The sequence below is a fragment of the Rhizobium sp. P44RR-XXIV genome, from assembly GCF_001999485.2.
Lineage (GTDB): Bacteria > Pseudomonadota > Alphaproteobacteria > Rhizobiales > Rhizobiaceae > Rhizobium.
In genome coordinates this window covers 1,564,446-1,585,133 of the sequence record NZ_MPVZ02000028.1, presented here as the reverse complement: position 1 = coordinate 1,585,133, position 20,688 = coordinate 1,564,446, and the positions used below count along the sequence as shown (strand labels likewise).

15 protein-coding genes are annotated in these 20,688 nt (G+C 60.5%); 9 read left to right on the top strand and 6 right to left on the bottom strand.

The window, feature by feature from the left end; all coding sequences use genetic code 11:
* The first annotated feature begins 86 nt into the window (after nucleotides 1–86).
* The 8 genes from ccmI (at nucleotide 87) to BSK43_RS24850 (ending at nucleotide 11,136) form a co-directional block, all read left to right on the top strand.
* The gene (gene ccmI, locus BSK43_RS24885; protein WP_077472624.1) at nucleotides 87–1,229 is read left to right on the top strand and encodes a c-type cytochrome biogenesis protein CcmI; all 1,143 of its coding nucleotides are present in this window, start codon (nucleotides 87–89) and stop codon (nucleotides 1,227–1,229) included.
* A complete protein-coding gene (gene ccmE, locus BSK43_RS24880) occupies nucleotides 1,226–1,675 on the top strand; it encodes a cytochrome c maturation protein CcmE (RefSeq protein WP_077472623.1) in 450 nt (149 codons plus the stop codon). Before ccmI ends, ccmE begins: the two co-directional genes overlap by 4 nt.
* Nucleotides 1,672–3,660, top strand: a complete 1,989-nt coding sequence (locus BSK43_RS24875; protein ID WP_068385419.1) for a heme lyase CcmF/NrfE family subunit — start codon at nucleotides 1,672–1,674, stop codon at nucleotides 3,658–3,660. Before ccmE ends, BSK43_RS24875 begins: the two co-directional genes overlap by 4 nt.
* Nucleotides 3,657–4,130: a cytochrome c-type biogenesis protein gene (locus BSK43_RS24870; RefSeq protein WP_077472622.1), complete on the top strand. Its 474-nt coding sequence runs from the start codon at nucleotides 3,657–3,659 to the stop codon at nucleotides 4,128–4,130. Before BSK43_RS24875 ends, BSK43_RS24870 begins: the two co-directional genes overlap by 4 nt.
* Before the next feature lie 168 nt (nucleotides 4,131–4,298).
* Complete coding sequence (locus BSK43_RS24865; protein WP_077472621.1) at nucleotides 4,299–5,855, top strand: Do family serine endopeptidase; 1,557 nt, start codon at nucleotides 4,299–4,301, stop codon at nucleotides 5,853–5,855.
* Nucleotides 5,856–6,044: 189 nt separating this feature from the next.
* Nucleotides 6,045–6,722: a response regulator transcription factor gene (locus tag BSK43_RS24860; protein ID WP_198929012.1), complete on the top strand. Its 678-nt coding sequence runs from the start codon at nucleotides 6,045–6,047 to the stop codon at nucleotides 6,720–6,722.
* Nucleotides 6,719–8,134, top strand: coding sequence for a HAMP domain-containing sensor histidine kinase (locus BSK43_RS24855; protein WP_077472620.1), 1,416 nt, complete (start codon nucleotides 6,719–6,721; stop codon nucleotides 8,132–8,134). Before BSK43_RS24860 ends, BSK43_RS24855 begins: the two co-directional genes overlap by 4 nt.
* Before the next feature lie 41 nt (nucleotides 8,135–8,175).
* The gene (locus BSK43_RS24850; RefSeq protein ID WP_077472619.1) at nucleotides 8,176–11,136 is read left to right on the top strand and encodes a bifunctional [glutamine synthetase] adenylyltransferase/[glutamine synthetase]-adenylyl-L-tyrosine phosphorylase; all 2,961 of its coding nucleotides are present in this window, start codon (nucleotides 8,176–8,178) and stop codon (nucleotides 11,134–11,136) included.
* Here the strand turns inward: BSK43_RS24850 and BSK43_RS24845 are convergent, their stop codons facing one another.
* Together BSK43_RS24845 and pepN are read right to left on the bottom strand one after the other, a co-directional pair.
* Entirely contained in the window at nucleotides 11,137–13,452 is a 2,316-nt protein-coding gene (locus tag BSK43_RS24845; RefSeq protein WP_077472618.1) for a PAS domain-containing sensor histidine kinase, read from the bottom strand.
* Nucleotides 13,453–13,681: 229 nt separating this feature from the next.
* Nucleotides 13,682–16,330, bottom strand: coding sequence for an aminopeptidase N (pepN, locus tag BSK43_RS24840; RefSeq protein ID WP_077472617.1), 2,649 nt, complete (start codon nucleotides 16,328–16,330; stop codon nucleotides 13,682–13,684).
* 494 nt (nucleotides 16,331–16,824) lie between these two features.
* Between pepN and BSK43_RS24835 the strand changes: the two genes are divergently transcribed.
* A complete protein-coding gene (locus BSK43_RS24835; protein WP_077472616.1) occupies nucleotides 16,825–17,700 on the top strand; it encodes a hypothetical protein in 876 nt (291 codons plus the stop codon).
* 96 nt (nucleotides 17,701–17,796) lie between these two features.
* Here the strand turns inward: BSK43_RS24835 and BSK43_RS35205 are convergent, their stop codons facing one another.
* The 4 genes from BSK43_RS35205 to BSK43_RS24820 form a co-directional block, all read right to left on the bottom strand.
* A complete protein-coding gene (locus BSK43_RS35205) occupies nucleotides 17,797–17,961 on the bottom strand; it encodes a hypothetical protein (RefSeq protein WP_169055454.1) in 165 nt (54 codons plus the stop codon).
* Between the two features lie 60 nt (nucleotides 17,962–18,021).
* Nucleotides 18,022–18,213 (bottom strand): hypothetical protein, encoded by a 192-nt coding sequence (locus tag BSK43_RS24830; protein WP_077472615.1) that lies wholly within the window; start codon nucleotides 18,211–18,213, stop codon nucleotides 18,022–18,024.
* Nucleotides 18,214–18,353: 140 nt separating this feature from the next.
* Complete coding sequence (locus tag BSK43_RS24825; RefSeq protein ID WP_077472614.1) at nucleotides 18,354–19,241, bottom strand: uracil-DNA glycosylase; 888 nt, start codon at nucleotides 19,239–19,241, stop codon at nucleotides 18,354–18,356.
* Nucleotides 19,242–19,296: 55 nt separating this feature from the next.
* Nucleotides 19,297–20,586: an Hsp70 family protein gene (locus BSK43_RS24820; RefSeq protein ID WP_077472613.1), complete on the bottom strand. Its 1,290-nt coding sequence runs from the start codon at nucleotides 20,584–20,586 to the stop codon at nucleotides 19,297–19,299.
* Between the last annotated feature and the right edge of the window lie 102 nt (nucleotides 20,587–20,688).

Sequence of the window (20,688 nt, the reverse complement as noted above, 5' to 3'; positions counted from 1 at the left end):
CCGAAAGGCGCGGCCAAACGCCTCAAATCTTCGTCAGCGAGGCTTTCGCGGTTGGAATAAGCGCCCCGTTAAAGTATTGGGCGTGTATGCTGTTCTGGATTCTCGTCGCCGTTCTGACGGCCGTTGTCGGCGCTGTGCTGCTTCACCCTCTTCTGCGTGGTGCAAAGGAGGCCGCGGACTGTCGTTCCGGAGAAGCCGAGGTCTATCGCGATCAGCTCCGCGAGCTGGATCGCGATCTTGCCGGCGGGTTGATTTCCACGGAAGAGGCCGGCTATGCCCGCGCCGAGATCGGGCGTCGCCTTATCGCAGCTTCCAGGGAGGAGGAAAGCGGAGCAAAATCGCCGAAGCGTGGCAGCTATCGCATCTCCCAGGCCTTTATCGTCGTGATGCTGCCCGTCATCGGCCTCTGTCTTTATCTTGCCAATGGCGATCCCGGACTGCCGTCGCAGCCGCTGGAGGCGCGTCTGCAGAAACCCGGAAGCGATCTTGCGCTCTCGATCGTCAAGATCGAGCAGCACCTTGCCAGAAATCCGGATGACGGCAAGGGCTGGGAGGTTTTGGCGCCGATCTATTTCAAGACCAACCGCATCGGTGATGCTGAGCTTGCCTATCGCAATGTGATCCGGCTGCTGGGTCCGAGCGCCGCGCGCCTTGGCGATCTGGGCGAGGTACTCGTGGTCAAGGCCAACGGCGTGGTGACGGCGGATGCGCGCAGCGTGCTGCAGCAATCGCGGGCGCTCGATGCCGCCAATCCGCGCACGCTCTTCTATCTGGCGCTGGCGCTTGAGCAGGAAGGCAAGGGGCCCGACGCGAAGACCGCCTTCGAGGCCCTGGCGAAGCAATCGCCGCCCGACGCGCCGTGGCTGGCTGTTGTCAATGAGCACATCGCCAAGAATGGCGGCACGCCTGTCGCATCTGCAAATGCCAATGCACCGGGCAACCCGACTGCCGAGGACGTCGCCGCTGCGAATACAATGAACAATGGCGACCGTCAGCAGATGATCCGTGGCATGGTCGAAAGCCTCGATGCCAAGCTCAAGGAAGATCCGAAGAATTTCGAAGGCTGGATGCGGTTGATCCGCTCCTATGTCGTGCTCAACGACAGGGATCGTGCCCTGGATGCGCTGAAGCGCGGCTTATCGGCCTTCCCGGCGGATGGCGGCGAGGGACAACAGCTCCTGGCACTGGCGAAAGAATTGGGACTGCCGACGGAGGTGACGCAGCAATGACCCGCAAGCAGAAACGTCTGGCCGTCATTGCCGGCGGCATGGGGTTCATCGCCACCGCCGTGCTCCTCGTCCTCTTCGCCTTCAGCCAGTCGGTTGCCTATTTCTACATGCCGGGCGATCTCGCCAAGACCCCCGTCAATGCCGGAACGCTGATCCGCTTGGGTGGTCTGGTCGGTGAAGGCTCCATAAAGCGCGGTCAGGGCACGCAGGTGCAATTCTCCGTGACCGATGGCAAGGATACGATCAAGGTTAGATATGACGGCCTCCTGCCGGATCTCTTCCGCGAGGGACAGGGCGTGGTGACAGAGGGTAAATTCGAGCCCGGCAGCGATGTCTTCGTTGCGGATAGCGTGCTTGCCAAGCATGATGAGCGTTACATGCCGAAACAGGTTGCCGACAAGCTGAAGGCCGACGGTGTCTGGAAGGGCGAGGAGGCGACCCAATGATCATCGAACTCGGACATTATGCGCTGGTGCTGGCGCTGGCGACCGCGCTCATCGTTTCCATCCTTCCCGTTGTCGGCGCCAGGCGCGGCGATGTGTCGATGATGGATATCGCGCCTGTGGGATCGATCGTCACTTTCCTGCTCGTCACCTTTTCCTTCGGCGTGCTGACCTACGCCTATGTCGCCTCCGATTTCTCCGTGCTGAACGTCTGGGCCAATTCCCATTCGCTCATGCCGCTGATCTTCAAGATCTCCGGCGTCTGGGGCAATCACGAGGGATCGATGATGCTCTGGCTGTTGATCCTGGTCTTGTTCAGTGCGCTGGTCGCGCTGTTCGGGCGCAATCTGCCAGACGTGCTGCGGGCCAATGTTCTGGCCGTTCAATCCTGGATCTCGTCCGCCTTCCTGATTTTCATCTTGCTCACCTCCAATCCGTTTATTCGGCTTGATCCCGCGCCGGCCGAGGGCAAGGATCTCAATCCTGTCCTGCAGGATATCGGCCTCGCCATCCATCCGCCCTTGCTCTATCTCGGCTATGTCGGCTTTTCCGTCTGCTTTTCTTTCGCTGTGGCGGCACTGCTGGAAGGCCGCATCGATGCGGCCTGGGCGCGCTGGGTCCGTCCCTGGGCGCTGGCTGCCTGGAGCTTCCTGACGCTCGGCATCGCCATGGGTTCCTACTGGGCCTATTACGAGCTCGGCTGGGGTGGCTGGTGGTTCTGGGATCCGGTGGAGAATGCCTCTTTCATGCCCTGGCTCGCCGGCACGGCGCTGCTGCATTCGGCACTGGTCATGGAGAAGCGCGATGCGCTGAAGATCTGGACGGTGCTGCTGGCGATCCTGACTTTCTCCCTCTCGCTGCTCGGCACTTTCCTTGTCCGTTCGGGTGTGCTGACCTCGGTGCATTCCTTCGCCAGCGATCCGACGCGCGGCATCTTCATTCTCTGTATCCTGCTGCTCTTCATCGGTGGTGCACTGACGCTCTTCGCCTTTCGCGCGCCAAAGCTTGCTGCAGGCGGATTGTTCGCACCGATCTCGCGTGAGGGCGCTCTGGTCCTCAATAACCTCATCCTCACGGTCGCCTGTGGCACCGTCCTCACGGGCACGCTCTATCCGCTGGCGCTGGAAACCCTGACCGGCGACAAGATTTCCGTCGGGCCGCCTTTCTTCAACATGACGTTCGGATTGTTGATGATGCCGATCCTCATTGCCGTGCCCTTCGGCCCGCTGCTCGCCTGGAAGCGCGGCGATCTGCTCGGCGCTTTGCAACGGCTCTATGTCGTGGCCGGTCTGGCGTTCCTTGCGGGGCTTGTGCTGTTCTATCTCAAGCATGGTGGTCCGGTGCTTGCCGTTCTGGGATTAGCCGCCGGCTTCTTCCTGTTCTTCGGCGCACTCGCCGATCTCTGGTATCGCGCCGGCGTTGGCAAAGTGGCTGCCAATGTCGCCTGGCGTCGTCTGCGCGGCCTGCCGCGCTCTGCCTTTGGCACCGCGCTTGCCCATGCCGGCCTCGGCATCACCGTGCTCGGCATCGTCGCGGTGACGACCTTCGAGACGGAAAACATCACCAGCATGAAGCCCGGCGAGACCGCCGAGCTTGGTGGCTACAGCTTGCGTTTCGACGGCATGCAGCCGGGCGTCGGCCCGAATTTCACCGAGGATCGTGCCCACTTCACGGTGAGCCGTGGTGGTGTCGCCTTCACCGAAGTCTCGTCATCCAAGCGTGTCTTCACGGCCAGCCGAACGGGAACCACCGAAGCCGGCATTCTGACGCTCGGCCCCAACCAGCTCTACGTGTCAGTCGGTGACGTCAGTGAGGATGGCGGCATGGTGGTCCGCATCTGGTGGAAGCCGTTCATTCTCTGCATCTGGATGGGTGCTCTCGTCATGGCGATCGGTGGTTTCGTTTCGCTCAGCGACCGCCGTCTGCGTGTCGGCGCGCCGAGCCGGAAGGTGAAGCCGGTGCGCCCCGCCATGGAGCCGGCCGAATGAGCAGGAATTGGTTTGGCTTTGTCCGACTATGCCTCTGCCTTGCGGCGATCCTGACACCTTTGTCCGCCTTTGCCGTCAATCCGGATGAGGTCCTGCAGGATCCGGCGCTGGAGGCGAGGGCGCGCACGATCTCCGCCGAATTGCGCTGCATGGTCTGCCAGAACCAGTCCATCGACGATTCCAATGCCGATCTCGCCCGCGACCTGCGGCTGCTCGTGCGCAAGCGACTAGGCGATGGTGATACCGATCAGCAAGTTCTTGATTATGTCGTCTCGCGCTATGGCGAGTTTGTGCTGCTAAAACCGCGTCTTACCGAAAAGACACTCATCCTCTGGGGCGCACCGATCGCGCTCTTTATCGTGGGTGGATTCGCCCTTGCCGTCTATGCCCGCCGCCGTGCCGGCAAGCCCACTGGCAAGCCTCTGAGTGCCGAGGAAGAGGCTCAGTTGAAAGAGATTTTGGGGAAGTGACGCGGCCGCGTTACCCTTCACTCCATTGGAAACATTTCCTTACATTACGAATTTTTCATGGGGCGGACAGTTCGCTGTAAGGTCCGGCGCCCTATATGTTTACAATCACAAATCACAGCCGGTTCCCGCCGGTGGAAATCTGACGAGAGAAGAGAAGGTAACTCGCATATGTTCAGGAATATCAAGAACACCTTGTCCCGTAGCACCGCTATGAAGGCTTCTGTCGTCGCCGGCCTCGCTGTCGCCGCGCTGGCCACGGGTGTTCCGGCTGTCGTCAGCAATTCCTATGCCGATGCCGTCAATGTGCAGGCGCCGCAGGTTCCCAGTTTCGCCAACGTAGTCGATGCCGTATCGCCGGCAGTCGTCTCGGTTCGCGTCGAATCCCGCGTCAATCCCGTTGCGGATGAAGACGACTCCTTCGGCCTTGGCCGTGGCTTCGACGATCTTCCCGATGATCACCCGCTGAAGAAGTTTTTCCGTCAGTTCGAACAGCAGCAGGGTCGCGGTCAGCAGAAGGGCCAGAACCAGCAGAAGAATTCCGAAGACGGCAAGGGTCACCTGCGTCCGGTTGCGCAAGGCTCCGGCTTCTTCGTCTCTGAAGATGGCTATATCGTCACCAACAATCACGTCGTTTCCGATGGCGCTGCTTTCGTCGTCGTTCTCAATGACGGCACCGAACTTGATGCCAAGCTCGTCGGCAAGGACTCGCGCACCGACCTTGCCGTTCTGAAGGTCGATCCCAAGGGCAAGAAATTTACCTATGTCGGCTGGGCCGATGACTCCAAGGTCCGCGTTGGCGATTGGGTCGTGGCCGTCGGCAACCCCTTTGGCCTCGGTGGCACCGTCACGGCGGGCATCGTCTCGGCCCGTGGCCGCGATATCCATTCCGGCCCCTATGACGACTACATCCAGATCGACGCACCCGTAAACAAGGGAAATTCTGGCGGCCCGACCTTCAACCTCAACGGCCAGGTGGTCGGTATCAACACTGCCATCTTCTCTCAGTCGGGCGGCAGCGTCGGCATCGCCTTCGCAATCCCGGCAACGACCGCCAAGGATGTCGTGACCGATCTGATCAAGACCGGCACCGTTTCGCGCGGCGCTCTCGGCATACAGATCCAGCCCGTCAGCAAGGATATTGCCGAATCCCTCGGTCTTTCCGAAGCGAGCGGCGCACTCGTCGTCGCGCCGCAGGACGGTTCGGCTGGCCAGAAGGCCGGTATCAAGAACGGTGACGTGATCACCGCAGTCAATGGCGAGCCGGTTAAGGACCCGCGTGATCTGGCCCGTCGTATCGGTGCCATGCAGCCGGGTACCAAGGTTGACGTTTCTCTCTGGCGCAATGGCAAGTCTCAGTCGCTTAGCGTCGAACTGGGAAGCTTGCCGGCAGATCAGAACCAGGCCTCCGGCGACGACGCTCAGCCGGCCCAGCCGCAGCAGCCATCCTCCGAAAAGGCTCTGGCCGATCTCGGCATGACGGTCGGTCCGTCCGACGATGGCAAGGGTGTGGCAATCACCGCCGTTGATCCCGACTCCGACGCCGCCGACAAGGGCATCAAGGAAGGTGAGAAGATCACCTCGGTCAACAACCAGCAGATCTCGAATGCCGGCGACATTGCCAAGGTCATCGAACAGGCGAAGAAGGATGGCCGCACGCGCGCGCTGTTCCAGATCCAGTCCGATGACGGCAGCCGCTTCGTCGCCCTGCCGATCAACGCGGGCTGATCCTTTCAGCCTAGGCGATAATGCATTGGGAAGCCGCGTAGGCCACGGCTTGCGCGGCTTCCCCTTTTAAAAGATGTCAATGATGACTGGCTCCAAGGCAGGTGAAACATGACAACCGCTGGCCAACATGCCGTGAATTCCGCCGATTCTGGTTGTACCGAAGCACCCTCGGCAGGTAATGTCGCCCACATGAAGATTCTGATCATTGAAGACGATCTTGAGGCGGCGGCTTACCTCACAAAGGCGTTTCGCGAGGCCGGCATTATTGCCGATCACGCAAGCGACGGCGAGAGCGGCCTCTTCATGGGCACCGAGAACACCTACGATGTTGCCATCATCGACCGTATGCTGCCCCGCCGCGACGGATTGTCGGTCATCAGTGAACTGCGCCGCAAGGGCGTGCACACGCCGGTTCTGATTCTCTCCGCACTCGGCCAGGTCGACGATCGCGTCACCGGCCTGCGTGCCGGTGGTGATGATTATCTGCCGAAGCCCTATGCTTTCAGCGAGTTGCTGGCGCGTGTGGAAGTGTTGGGTCGCCGCAAGGGCACGCCCGAGCAGGATGTGCTTTATCGTGTCGGCGATCTCGAACTCGACCGGCTGTCACATGAAGTTCGCCGCGCCGGCAAGGAAATCCTGCTGCAGCCGCGTGAATTCCGCCTGCTCGAATATCTGATGAAGAATGCCGGCCAGGTCGTGACGCGCACCATGCTGCTCGAAAATGTCTGGGATTATCATTTCGATCCCCAGACCAACGTCATCGATGTGCACGTCTCGCGGCTGCGCTCGAAGATCGAGAAAGATTTCAGCCAGCCGCTGCTCAAGACGATCCGCGGTGCCGGCTACATGATCAAGGACGAAGGATGAGTCGCTTCCGCGTCCTCTTCAAGTCCACAGCAGTCCGCCTTTCCGCCCTTTACATCCTTCTTTTTGCGCTTTGTGCCGCCACGCTGGTCTTCTACGTGACGGCCATGTCCGAGCGGTTGCTGACCGGGCAGATCCGCGATGCCGTTCAGCAGGAAGTCAATCAGGTCAAGCGCGCTTATGATATTGGCGGCCTGAACCTGCTTCTGCGCACGATGGAGCGCCGGGCCCGACAACCGGGCGCCAATCTCTATGTCATTGCCGGCCCGTCCGGCGATATTCTCGCCGGCAACGTGGCTTCGGTGCAGCCAGGCGTGCTTGGTCAGGCCGGTTGGACGGAGCTGCCTTTCACCTACGAGCGTTATACCGACGCATCCAACGATCCGGAGCTGCGGCATCTGGCGATCGCTAATATTTTCATCCTGGATAACGGCCTTCGCATCCTGATCGGCCGTGACCTCGGCGAGCCCGAACGCTTCCGCGTGCTGGTGCGGCAGGCGCTGATGCTGGCGCTGGCAATCATGGGTCTCGGTGCGCTGGTGATCTGGTTTGGCATCGGCCGCAATGCCCTGCGACGCATCGACCGAATGACTGGCGCCAGCCGCAAGATCATGGCGGGTGACCTCTCGCAGCGTCTGCCCGTCGGCGGCTCCGGCGACGAGTTCGACCGTATGTCGGCATCGCTGAACGCCATGCTGGAACGCATCGAGAAATTGAACGAAGGCTTGCGACAGGTCTCCGACAACATCGCGCATGACCTGAAGACGCCGTTGACGCGGTTGCGCAACAAGGCCGCCGACGCGCTCGACAGCGCAGACAGTGAGGGTCGCCGCGTCGCCCTGGAGGGCATTATCGGTGAATCCGACCAGCTGATCCGCACCTTCAACGCGCTCCTGATGATCTCGCGCGTCGAAGCAGGCTCGGTCGCCGCTGAAATGACCGCCGTCGATCTTTCTTCGATCGTCACCGATACGGCCGAACTCTACGAGCCTGCAGCCGAAGACGTGGGTCTGGCGCTGACGGCCGATATCGAGCCGGATGTCGAAGTGCAGGGCAATCGCGAACTGATCGGCCAGGCACTCTTCAACCTGATCGACAACGCCCTCAAATACGCAACCGGCAGCCAGGGCCAGCCGGCGATCACATTCAAACTGTCGCGTACCCATGATGCGGTAACGCTTGCCGTTGCGGATCACGGCCCCGGCATTCCCGCTCATCAGCGCGCCGACGTCGTCAAACGCTTCTTCCGCCTGGATGAAAGCCGCTCCAAGCCGGGAACGGGTCTTGGCCTTGCGCTGGTGGAAGCGGTCATGGAGCTGCATGGCGGCCGGCTGGAGCTTTCGGATACCGATCCCGATAATCCCACCGCCAAGGGACTAACGGTAACGATGATCTTCCCCATGCAGAAACAATAGGTTAATCCTGCCTTATCCGATTGCTCCTTGGGGAGAGCTGCATGACGACGACGCAAGGCGATTTGCTGCGGGATGTCCCGGCTGGGCGACTGCGACCGCTGAACCAGACGGAGATGAAATCCGCACTCGCCGATCTCAAGCAGATCGCCGGAGCGGAACCCGTCGTTGCGGCCCTGCTCGCCGGCGAGAGCCCCTTGCGGGATTTTATCGTCGCAGCGCTGGCGCTGTCGCCGCATTTGCGCGAAACCGCCAATCTCGAACCTTCGCTGCTCGTTACCGCCATCGAGAAGCCACTATCGTCGCAGGTCGAAGACTTGGTTCAACAGGCGCGCCATGCCTGGCTGCCGGCAGAAAATGGTGGACCGTCGCCTTCGGAAGGCGAGGTGATGACGCGCTTGCGCGTCGCCAAGCGCCGGGCTGCCTTTCTGATTGCGCTTGCCGACCTCGCCCGCATCTACGACGGAAGGAAGACCACCCACTGGCTGAGTGCGCTGGCGGAGGCGTCGATATTGGCCGCAATCGACCACTTGCTGCTGTCCTCCCACGAAGCCGGCAAGATCTCGCTTCCCGATCCCACGAGCCCGAGCCTCAAATCCGGCCTGATCGTGCTTGGCATGGGCAAGCTCGGCGCCGAGGAATTGAACTATTCGTCGGATATCGACGTTGTCGTTTTCTTTGATGAAACGGCCGGCATCGTTCCCAATCCCGAGGATGCCATCGATATTTTCCCCCGGCTGATGCGCCGGCTGGTGCGTATCCTGCAGGAGCGCACGGCAGATGGCTACGTCTTCCGCACCGACCTGCGCCTGCGCCCCGATCCCGGTTCGACGCCGCTGGCGATCCCGGTCGATGCCGCAATGAACTACTACGAGGGCAGGGGGCAGAACTGGGAACGCGCCGCCTTCATCAAGGCGCGGCCGGTTGGCGGTGATATCGCCGCCGGACAGGCCTTCATCCGCGACCTCGTACCCTTCGTCTTCCGCAAGTATCTGGATTACGCCGCCATTTCGGACATTCATTCCATCAAGCGGCAGATCCATGCGCACAAGGGGCATGGAGCGATCGCGGTCAAGGGCCACAATGTCAAGCTCGGCCGCGGCGGCATTCGCGAGATCGAGTTCTTCGTGCAGACCCAGCAGCTGATTGCCGGCGGCCGCATGCCGTCGCTGCGCTGCCGCGGCACGGAGGAGACCTTGGCGGAACTCACCAAGGCGAAATGGATCGACGCGGAAACCCGCGACGAACTGGCGGCTGCCTACTGGTTTCTGCGCGACGTCGAGCATCGCGTGCAGATGGTGCGCGACGAGCAGACGCATCTGCTTCCGGAAACGGATGCCGAGCTGAAGCGCGTTGCCTTCATGATGGGTTTTGCCGACGTCTCCGCCTTTTCCGAGGCTCTGGTCACGACCCTGAAAACGGTCGAGCGGCGCTATGCGCATCTATTCGAGCAGGAAACGAAGCTGTCGACCGAAACCGGCAATCTCGTCTTCACCGGCCAGGGCGATGATCCCGATACGTTGGAAACGCTCCGCCATCTCGGCTTCGAGCGGCCGTCCGATATCTCCAATGTCATCCGGACCTGGCATTACGGGCGATACCGCGCCACGCAATCGGTCGAGGCGCGCGAGCGGCTGACCGAACTGACGCCGGAGCTGCTGCGGGTCTTCGGCGAGAGCAAGCGCGCCGACAAGGCGCTATTGCGTTTCGACAGTTTCATCTCCGGTCTGCCGGCGGGCATACAGCTGTTCTCGCTGCTCAGCACCAACCCGGCGTTGCTCTCGCTCATCGTCAACATCATGTCGTCGGCGCCGCGGCTTGCCGAGATCATCGCCGCCAAGCCGCATGTCTTCGATGGCATGCTCGATCCCGGCCTGATGGCCGAACTGCCGACGCGCGATTATCTGGCGGAACGCATCAAGAGCTTTCTTGCCCCTGCAAGGCATTACGAGGAGGTGCTGGACCGGCTGCGCATCTTCGCCTCCGAACAGCGCTTCCTGATCGGTATTCGACTGCTGACCGGTGCTATAGGCGGCAACATGGCCGCCCGCGCCTTCACCTATCTTGCCGATCTGATCGTCGAGGCGGCGCTGGATGCGGTGATGAAGGAAATCCGTTCGGCGCATGGAGACTATCCCGGTGGCCGCGTTGCCGTCGTCGGCATGGGCAAGCTCGGAAGCTTCGAGCTCACGGCAGGCTCCGACATCGATATCATCCTGCTCTACGACTATGACGATACGGGAGGAGAATCCTCCGGTGCCAAGCCGCTGGATGCGACCCGCTATTTCACCCGCATCACGCAGCGCCTGATCGCGGCTCTCTCGGCGCCGACGGCCGAGGGCGTGCTCTACGAAGTCGACATGCGCCTGCGCCCATCCGGCAACAAGGGGCCGGTCGCCACGCGCATCAACTCGTTCGAGAAATACCAGCGCGAGGAAGCCTGGACCTGGGAACACATGGCGCTTTCGCGGGCTCGCCTGATCTACGGCGACGAGGAGCTGGTGCTGAATGCCGAGCGCATCATCGGCGAGGTTCTTTCGGTAAAGAGGGACGTTGCCAAGATCGCTAAGGACGTCCGGGAGATGCGCGGCCTGATCGAACAGGAAAAGCCGCCGGAAAGCATCTGGGATATGAAGCTGATCCCTGGCGGGTTGATCGACATCGAATTCATCGCGCAATATCTACGGCTCATTGCGCCGGCGCGTGGTGTCGGTGTCGACGCAAATGGGCTCAGCACGGCTGAGGCGCTGAAATTGCTGGGTGGCAGCCTGATGGATCGCAACGATCTGGATGTCTGCCTGGAAGCGCTTCGCCTCTATTCGGAGCTGTCCCAGCTGATCCGACTTTGCATCGATGGGACGTTTGATCCGGGAAATGCGCCTTCAGGGCTGATCGAGCTGGTCAGTCGCGCCGGCGACTGCCCAGATATCCGCACACTGGAAGCCGAACTGAAACGGCTGTCAAAGGCGGTCCGGAAGATATTCCAGGCGACGGTTGGGAACTGATCAGCCCTGATTGGGGATGCGGATGGCGATGACCGTGCCGATGCCTTCGCGGGAGCGGATGCGCATGCGGCCTTGATGCAGTGTCGTCAGCGAGCGTGAAATCGCAAGTCCCAGGCCGGAGCCTCCCTTGCTCTTGGCATATTGGCTCTGCACCTGCTCGAAGGGTTGGCCGATCTTGCTCAAGGCGGATTTCGGAATGCCGATGCCGGTATCGGCGATGATCAGCATCACGGCATCCTCGACCTTGCGGGTGCGAACCGCGATGCGTCCGCCATCATTGGTGAATTTCACGGCGTTGGAGAGCAGGTTGAGCAGGATCTGTTTCATGGCGCGGCGATCGGCGCTGAGCTTGACGTTGGGAGAGACGCACTGCTCGACGAGAATATTCTTGTGTGCCGCAGGGATGCGGGTGAGGCGCAGGCATTCCTCGATCAGGGGCGCGAGATCGATCTGCTCGCGGGAGAGCTTGATGTGCCCGGCCTCGATTTTCGACATATCGAGGATATCGTTGATGACGTTGAGGAGATGCTTGCCGCTGTCGTGGATATCCCTGGCGTATTCATTGTATCGGGCGGAGCCGAGCGGACCGAACATCTGATCCTGCAGGATCTCCGAGAAGCCGAGGATCGCGTTGAGCGGCGTGCGGAGCTCGTGAGACATGTTGGCGAGGAATTCCGATTTCGCCCTGTTGGCGGCTTCGGCGCGCTCTTTCTCTGCGAGATAATTGGTGTTTGCGGTCGAAAGCTCGGCCTTCTGCCGCTCCAGGATTTGCCGCGACGCGGAAAGGTCGTTGATCGTCGCCATCAGCCGGCGCTCGGAATCGCGCAGACGCTCCTGGTTGCGCTTCAGCTGGGTAATATCCGTGCCGACGGAAACGAGACCGCCGTCGCGAGTGCGGCGTTCGTTGATCTGCAGCCAGCGCTCGTCGGCAAGCTGGACTTCCGTGGTCTGCGAATGATTGGAGCGGCCCGGGTCGACGATGCGACGCTCGATGACGGGACGAACGGCGGCGGCATTGACCACGGCGCGTTCGGTGCCCGGCACCAGCACGTTGTCGGGCAGGCCATAAGCCTGCTGGAAGTGCGCGTTGCACATGACAAGACGGTCGTTCTTGTCCCACAGAACGAAGGCTTCCGAGGTGCATTCGATCGCGTCCGCAAGCCGTTGATCGGCCTCGGCGTAGCGTTGCGCCAGCCGGTGCTGCTCCGTCACGTCCATGGCAATGCCGATCATGTGCACATGGCCGGAATTGGTACGGATCACCTGAGCGCGCGCCCGCATCCACACATAATGGCCTTTGGCGTGCCGGATACGCAGGATCTGATCCACCTGGCCGGCGCTGCCGCGCGTGACGGAGCGGGCCAACACTTGCAGGCTGCTGTCATCCGGGTGCATCAACCGAGCCGCATCCGTGAAGGCAAATGGTTTGTCGACGGCCGGTAGCCCGAGCATGTCGTACATCGACCGGGACCAGAAGAATTTGCGCGTGGCGAAATCGAAATCCCAGAGGCCGCAACGGCCTCGCGAAAGCGCCGTCTCGACGCGCAGGTTGGATTCGAGGAAGATCTCGTCTGCATCGCGGGCTCGTCTCACCTGCGTGTAATATGCGTAGAGAATGACGAGCAGGATCGAGGAAATGCCGGCAAAGAGCGTGACGTTGAGTGTCAGCTCATCGCGCCAGAGCTTCTCGATCTGCTCCATCGAAGCCGCCGATAGAACGAAGTCGCCCTTGTCGCCCACGAGCGAAATTGCCGCATAATAGGGCTCGCCGTCGATCATCGTCTCGATGACGCCGGCATGATCGCCAAAGCTCCGGATGGCGGAGACTTCTGGAAAGAAATTGGAGATCAATGTGCCGATATAGGCGGAACCTGCGGCCGACGAGCCGAAAACACGCCCGCTTGATTGCACGAGCAGAACGAACGCGCCGGCATCAAGCCGATCCTGTGGCAGATAGGTGGCGAGCTTCCGCTCTGCATTGCCGCGGTCGCCCGCCTGGAAGAGGCTGGCATCGTTGGAGAAGGCAGCCGACGCGGCGGCAATGGAGAGTGAGGTCATGCGCCGCGCCGAGGCAGCCATGCGGCTATGCTCCGTCACCATGCCGAAGAAATGCGAGGCAGCGACGACCATCAGGAAGGACACGATGAGAACTGGAATGATGCGCTTGAGGATATGTTCCGTCTGCGGAAAACGACGTGAAATCGTCTCCACTCGCGCGCCGGCTCGATCGGTAACGCCGCTGTGCCAGGACTTTAGACCGTCGAAATTAACACGCAGCCGTCCATCGGCCGCGGTTGCCCGCCGCACGTCCACCATCGCTTTAGCCTTGTCCCTCGTGTGATTCGCTGCGCCGCTCGCCCGAATCTGCCTTAATGAATCACTCGTGATTCGCCTTGTCCAGAGGGCGAGGTAAAACTTTCTTAACCATATGGGATTTCAGCATTTTTTGCACACGTAACGGTAAGCCGCGCGCATGCGGGACTCGCTGAGGCTGAAAAAGACGATGCAAATCAGTCGTCCTTGGCGACGGTCAGACGGATCGAAATCACTCTTTCAGGATGCGCTCCACAATGTCGCGTACGTCAGTCGAAAGGTTGCCGGCACGCTCGATTCGCAGCAGGGCGGAGCGGGCATGGTCGGCGCGCACCGGTTCCAGCAGGCGCCAGGAGCGCATGGAGGTCAGAATGCGTGCGGCAAGCTGCGGATTACGCTGGTCGATATCAAGGATTTCATCGGCAAGAAGACTGTAGCCGGCACCATCCGCGCGGCCGAAGCCTGTGGGGTTGGCGAAGACGAAGGTACCGAGCACGGCGCGCATGCGGTTCGGATTGGTGCGCTTGAACAGCGGCATGTCCATGAGTTGACGGATGCGGCCAAGTGCACCCGGGCCGGGGATGCCGGCCTGGATGGCGAACCACTTGTCGATGACCAAGGGATTTTCGGAGAAGCGGTTGCGGAAATGCTCCAGCGCCGCCGCCGTCTCCGCCGTCTCGGGAAAGCGATGCGCGAGAATGGTCAGCGCGGTGCTGAGATCGGTCATGTTGTTTGCCGAATCGTAAGCCGCCTTTGCGCGAGCAGGCGTATCGTCCAGCAGCGACAGATAGGTGAGGGCGGTATTGCGCAGCGCTCTGCGGCCGGCGCTCGCGGCATCCGGGCTGAATGGCCCCGATGTCTGCATGCTCTCATAGAGCGCCGCAAAGATATCCTTGCCGGTCTCGGCAACCTGCTTGAGGATCGCTTGACGGGCGGTATGGATGGCATCCGGATCGTTATCGCCGCCAAGCTCGCGACCAATGTCGGCTTCGCTCGGCAAGGCCAGCGCCTGAGCCCGGAAGGCCGGCTCAAGGCTGTCGTCATTCGCTGCTGCTAGCAGCGCATCGATGAAGGCTGAATCGCAGGCGACGGCATTACCCTGGCGCGTGTCGCGAGCCGCCTGCAGCAGATTGGGCAGCCCAAGGTCGATCAGAGCCTGCCAGCGAGCGAAATGGTCGGTCTCGTAGCGAGCGATTAGTGCCAGATCCCGAGCGCTTTGATTGAATTGCAGATTGATCGGCGTCGAGAAGCTGCGGTTGAGCGACAGGACCGGCCGCGACGGGATGCCGTGGAAGACCACCGTCTGCGCTTTTTCCGTGAAATGCAGCACGTCACCGGTCAGTTCGGCGCCGGTTACGGAGGTCGGGACGATCGCAGCGCCGCTTTCGGCAATCAGCGCCAGGCGCAGCGGAATATGCAGCGGCTTCTTGGCAGTCTGGCCCGGCGTCGCCGGCTGCATTTGTTCCAGCGCCAGCGTGAAGGTCTTGGCGGCGGCATCATAATCACCCGAGGCGGTGACGAGAGGTGTGCCGGCCTGGTGATACCACAGCGAAAACTGCGTGAGATCGCGGTGGCTGACATCCTCGAAACATCTGACGAAATCTTCGATGGTGACAGCCTGTCCGTCGTGGCGATCGAAATAGAGATCCATGCCCTTCTTGAACAGATCGCGGCCGAGCAGGGTGGCGATCATGCTGGTGACTTCGCTGCCCTTCTCGTAGACCGTCGTCGTATAGAAATTGTTGATCTCGCGATAGGTCGTCGGGCGTACTGGATGGGCGAGGGGGCCGCTATCTTCCGGAAACTGCTCCGACTTCAGATGACGAACCTCGGCGATGCGCGTGACCGGGCGCGAGCGCTGGTCGGCGGAAAATTCGTGGTCGCGATAGACCGTCAGGCCTTCCTTGAGGCAGAGCTGGAACCAATCGCGGCAGGTGATGCGGTTGCCTGTCCAGTTGTGGAAATATTCATGCGCGATGATCCGCTCGATATTGGCGTAGTCGGCATCGGTGGCTGTGTCGGGATCGGCCAGGACATATTTGTCGTTGAAGACGTTGAGGCCCTTGTTCTCCATCGCCCCCATGTTGAAGTCCGACACGGCAACGATCATGAAGATGTCGAGATCGTATTCGCGGCCGAACCGCTCTTCGTCCCAGGTCATCGAACGCTTCAAGGCGTCCATGGCATAGGTCGCGCGTGGCTCCTTGCCGTGCTCGACATAGATCTTCAAGGCCACTTCGCGGCCGGACATGGTCGTGAACGTATCCTCGACGACACCGAGATCACCGGCGACGAGCGCGAAGAGGTAGCTCGGCTTCGGATGCGGATCGAACCAGGCGGCGAAATGCTTGCCTTCGCCATAGCCGGCGCCGCCGAGGAAATTGCCGTTCGACAGCAGCAGCGGGTTTGCCGCCTTATCGGCGATGATGTTGACGGTATAGGGCGCGAGAACATCCGGCCGATCGGGGAAATAGGTGATGCGGCGGAAGCCCTCGGCCTCGCACTGCGTGCAATAGACCCCACCGGTGCGGTAGAGGCCCATCAGCTGCGTGTTGGCCTCCGGATTGATCACCGTGGTGATCGTCAGTTCGAAGGGATTGCTTTCCGGCAGACCGCGAATGGTCAGGCTGTCGGGCGAGGCTTCGTATCGGTCGGTCGGGACTTCGTCCTGATCGATGAGCAAGCCGGAAAGGACGAGTTCATCCCCATCGAGCACCAGCGGCGCTTTTGGATCTGTGCCCTCACGGCGGTGAAAGATCAGCCGTGCCTCCACCTTGGTCTCGGTCGGATGCAGATCGAAGGTAAGGTCCACGCGTTCCAGAACGAAGTCGGTGGGGCGATAGTCTGCCAGAGAAATGATCTGGCCGGTGTCTGTTCGCATGGTCAATCCTGATCAAGGCTTATGCTGTTCGGGTGCAATCCGAAGCGCTGCCTCGGGTTGAAGGTCGGCGCATCATTACATCGAAATCTGAACCAAAGTTAAAGTCATATCATCACTCCATAATGTTTTGCCGTGGCACAGTAAGTATTCGCTTGGTGAGCCAGTTTTCTTATCAGGGCAGGCACCACTTTCGGATGTATATCCAGTCGGCTCGTTTGCATTTCCCATCTGTTTTTACGGGTGCTAACGCGGTTGTTGCCGTGGGAATTGACGGCCTATCGTTGCTGTGCTGTCTTCTGGAAACATCATATTCGGTTAGAGGGCAGTTACTTAGAGTAAATTATTTGTTTAACCTCTTGCGATAAAAGGCCCTCTGCATAACTATAGCATGCTATTAGATGTTGGAATTATGATCGATTCCAGTGAATTCGTTCACAAAAATGAAACATCCTCCCTTTGTTGATAATTGAAATGGGCACCCCAAGGAGGCCCGATTGAGCTTTTCCATCGAGCAGCTTGCTCGCCATCCCAAGTTCCTCGTGGCGCTCCGCTTTCTTGCGGAGGCGTTGCGAAATCGCTATGACCATGGCCCGAGGATCGCGCGTGTACTGGCTTCGCATCAGCGCTGGCTCCTTACCCAGACGGCCTATGCGCTTCATCTTGAATACAACCCGGCCCTGCCTGGCTCCGGACTGACCGTCGTCGGTCTTCGTGATCTCATTACGCATCATCGCGTTGCCAGCCGCAATACCGTGTTGAGCTTCGTCGACGAATTGCTCAACTATCGTTTCATCATGCTCGCTCCCGGCCACACCAGGCGTCCGCGGCGTTATGTGCCGGCCGAAATTAGTCACACGGCGATGTTCGGGTGGTATCTATCCAATTTGGCGGCGCTCGATCTGCTGGATGATGGTGGCCGGGCCGCAGCGCTTGCCTCGTCTCCGGCGTTGCTGGATTTGGCGCAGCCGCGCATGGCGCGTCATTGTCTGGAGACGGAAGTCTGGCGCGAACCGCCGGAATGCATAGGCCTGTTTCTCTGGACGGAGGCAGGCGGTCTGGTCGTCGACTACATCATATCGCAAATGGATTTGACGAACGAAAACGCGGATCGAATCGATATCGGGCGCGTCGATGCGCGCGCCCTTGCGGCACATTTCATGATATCGCGCACCCATTTGCAGCGTCTTTTGCGCAAATCGGCCGATCGTGGCGACATTGGCTGGCACGACGAGGCCAAGAAGACGCGAATGTGGATATCGCGCAATTTCCTGGATCAATATTGCGGATGGCAGGCGGTAAAGCTGGCGGCGGTCGACGAAGCTTTTGCCTGGGCTCTGTCCGTCACGGCGGGCAACGATCCGAAGCAATGATGCGATGGAGATATCAGCGTCGTCCTGGCGCTGTTCAGGCCTTGCTTTCAGAGCAGGACATGATCGTGGGCTTGCTGATCCCGTCCAATGGATTTCCTAGAGGGGGATACCGGTCGCTGCTACCCGTGCGGGGCTTACGTCTCGGCAATCGTCCTTGCGAAGGCCGCGCGCTCGCTCGAATTCCTCGGCTGCCCGCACTGCGGAGCCGATATGGCCGACCGAATCGAAAAGAGTGATAAGCGAACGCAAACCCGAAGACATGATGCAATTCCTGGAAAACAAAGTGGTGTGCCGTGCAGACGCGACTTTCGCGCCTGTTAATCAGCAGGCGCGGAAATCGGCGAAAATGGCGGCTGGACGGCCGATGCGGGCCGAAACGCCTGTTCCTCGCGCAGTCATCTGCTCATTGGCAGCGATGCCGAGGTTGCGATGTCCGTTTATGGCGCGCACGGGATCGATAGCGCGGCGCAGGGTATCAAACCCGCAGTGAATAGGGCGAAAACGTGCAGTCATTGCCTTGGTTCCTTTAGAGATTCCTCCCAAGACACTGCTATATATTGCAACGCAACATTTAGTTTGCAATGCACAACACCGAAGAACTGACATGCGCTTCACGCATGGCTGATGTCATTTTTCATTAATGTAAGCGAAAATCAGCCTAATATTTCGGCGTCGATATGATTCTTGAAGGCCAGCAGATCATTCCATGCCAGCCGCTTGTTGATGGGCGCGGTAAGCAATTCCTGGGGATGAAGGCTGGCAATCGCCGGTATCGTTCGACCGAGAATGTCGATATCGCGCCATTGTCCGCGCAGACCGTGAATGGTTTCGGCGCTTCCGAAAAAGTGACGCGCGGTGAAATTTCCAAGCAACAGCAAGGCTTTCGGTTCGGCAAGCGCGATCTGTCGCTCTATGAACGGGCGGCATATCTCGATTTCCGGCGCAGAGGGTGCACGGTTGCCAGGCGGACGCCACGGAATGACGTTGGTCAACAGGATATTGTCTCGCTGCAGGCCGATCGCGGCCAGCATCTTGTCGAGCAACAGTCCAGCACGACCGGCAAATGGCGCTCCCTCCCGATCGTCATCGGCACTTGGCATGGGGCCGATCACCATGACCCGGCCTTCCGCCGTGCCGCTTGCAAAGATCGTCGAACGGGCGCTGTTCTTGAGATTGCAGCTGCTGAAGGCTTCGAGCGCAGTCTTCAGCTCGCCGAGTGACCGCGCACTTTCAGCCGCGAATCGGGCCTGTTCGACAGCCTGCTCGTCGGGGATGGCGGGTGTATTGCGTGGCGCTGGCGGAGGCGAGGCGACCGCAGGCTTGGCTGCCTGACGTCGGTCCGGCTGTGCCTTTGCGGCAGGCGGCTGCGCTTCGGCTCGCGGTTGTGGCGCTCTTGCGCCTTGTCGTGCGGCACGCATGGCCTCGAATTCGGCGAACCGATCGACCGGCTGTTCTTCCAGCAGCCAATCGACACCGGCATCCGCATGAAAATGCAGAAGGGCGGCAAGTTCGGCCGGTGTGAGGTCGCTGGCGGAAATCATGGGGCAACTCTAGCCAAAGCGGCGCGCGAGCGAAAGGGCAGGGGCGCTTGCTATCTCACGCCGTCCACTGGGCGATATCTTCACGTTCGCCGATCAGGGCGAGACCGTGCGCGATCGACAGTAGTTCGCCACCCGTCTCGATGCGTTCCTGGCCGAAGCGTTCGGTGAAGATGCGCCTGACCGCCGGCACAAAGGACGTACCGCCGGTCAGGAACACCTTGTCGATCGCTTCGGGCGGTGTGTTGGTGGTTGTCAGCACGTCATCCAGCGCCCCTTCGATCCGGGCGAGATCTTCTGCGATCCAGCTTTCGAAATCGGCACGGCGAACCTGTCTGCGACCGGCCTTGCCGAGCGGCGGGAAGTTGAATTCGGCTTCTTCCTGAGAAGAAAGCGCCATCTTCGTTGCCGATACGGCCTGGTAGAGCGGATAGCCTTCATCATGCTCGACGAGCTCGATGAAGGTCTCCAGCTTTTCGGGCTCGAGGCTGCTGCGCACCAGCGTCTTCAGGTCGGCATATTCACGCGAGGTCTTGAAGATCGAAAGCTGGTTCCAGCGGCCGAAGTTGGCGTAATAGGAGCTCGGCATCTCCAGAAGCTTGTCGAAGCTCCGGAAGTAGCTGCCCTTGCCGATTGCCGGCGAGACGATGTTGTCGATCATCCGGAAGTCGAAATGATCGCCGGCGATACCGACACCGGAATGGCCGATCGGGTTGGCGGTGAGCTTGCCGGCATGGGTCTCGAAGCGGATGAGCGAATAGTCGGTCGTGCCGCCACCGAAGTCGGCAACCAGTACCGTCGCATCCTTTTTCAGATGCTGGGCAAAGTAGAAAGCTGCAGCCACCGGCTCGTAGACATAGTGGATTTCGGGAAAGCCGAAACGGGAGAGGGCCTCGTTGTAGCGCTCGGTGGCGAGCGCCGGGTCTGGATTGGCGCCGGCAAAATGCACCGGCCGACCGGCTACGATGCGCGAGACGTCGGTTGGCCAGCCGTCTTCGGCATAGGCGCGCAGACGCCGAACGAAGATCTCCATCAGATCTTCGAAACGATGGCGCTTGGCGTAAATCAGCGTGCCCTGGAAAAGCGCGCTGGCCGCAAAGGTTTTGATCGACTGCAGAAAGCGACAGTCGCCGGGATTGTCAATGAACTGCCGGATGGCCGCATGTCCGGCCTCGACCTTCAGCGCCGCGGCACCCAGCCCCGGATCCTTCATGAAGGAGAGCGCTGTGCGCATGCTATCGGTCGTGCCTGCTGCACTGTTGAAGGCGACCGATCGCGTGTCGGGTCCATCGGCCATCGCCAGAACCGTGTTCGTCGTGCCAAAGTCGAAACCAAGCGCCCGAGCCATGCCCGCACTCCTTTCCGTCGAAATTTTCTGGATTGGGGCAAAACCCCTGTGAGGCGCAAGACGCGCCCTTGTCGCAAAGAGCGCGCCTCATGCCATGGCTGG

Coding starts and splice junctions, on each gene's coding strand:
- ccmI (WP_077472624.1), top strand. CDS start 87: ATGCTGTTCTGGATTCTCGTCGCCGTTCTGACGGCCGTTGTCGGCGCT.
- ccmE (WP_077472623.1), top strand. CDS start 1,226: ATGACCCGCAAGCAGAAACGTCTGGCCGTCATTGCCGGCGGCATGGGG.
- BSK43_RS24875 (WP_068385419.1), top strand. CDS start 1,672: ATGATCATCGAACTCGGACATTATGCGCTGGTGCTGGCGCTGGCGACC.
- BSK43_RS24870 (WP_077472622.1), top strand. CDS start 3,657: ATGAGCAGGAATTGGTTTGGCTTTGTCCGACTATGCCTCTGCCTTGCG.
- BSK43_RS24865 (WP_077472621.1), top strand. CDS start 4,299: ATGTTCAGGAATATCAAGAACACCTTGTCCCGTAGCACCGCTATGAAG.
- BSK43_RS24860 (WP_198929012.1), top strand. CDS start 6,045: ATGAAGATTCTGATCATTGAAGACGATCTTGAGGCGGCGGCTTACCTC.
- BSK43_RS24855 (WP_077472620.1), top strand. CDS start 6,719: ATGAGTCGCTTCCGCGTCCTCTTCAAGTCCACAGCAGTCCGCCTTTCC.
- BSK43_RS24850 (WP_077472619.1), top strand. CDS start 8,176: ATGACGACGACGCAAGGCGATTTGCTGCGGGATGTCCCGGCTGGGCGA.
- BSK43_RS24845 (WP_077472618.1), bottom strand. CDS start 13,452: ATGGTGGACGTGCGGCGGGCAACCGCGGCCGATGGACGGCTGCGTGTT.
- pepN (WP_077472617.1), bottom strand. CDS start 16,330: ATGCGAACAGACACCGGCCAGATCATTTCTCTGGCAGACTATCGCCCC.
- BSK43_RS35205 (WP_169055454.1), bottom strand. CDS start 17,961: ATGTCTTCGGGTTTGCGTTCGCTTATCACTCTTTTCGATTCGGTCGGC.
- BSK43_RS24830 (WP_077472615.1), bottom strand. CDS start 18,213: ATGACTGCACGTTTTCGCCCTATTCACTGCGGGTTTGATACCCTGCGC.
- BSK43_RS24825 (WP_077472614.1), bottom strand. CDS start 19,241: ATGATTTCCGCCAGCGACCTCACACCGGCCGAACTTGCCGCCCTTCTG.
- BSK43_RS24820 (WP_077472613.1), bottom strand. CDS start 20,586: ATGGCTCGGGCGCTTGGTTTCGACTTTGGCACGACGAACACGGTTCTG.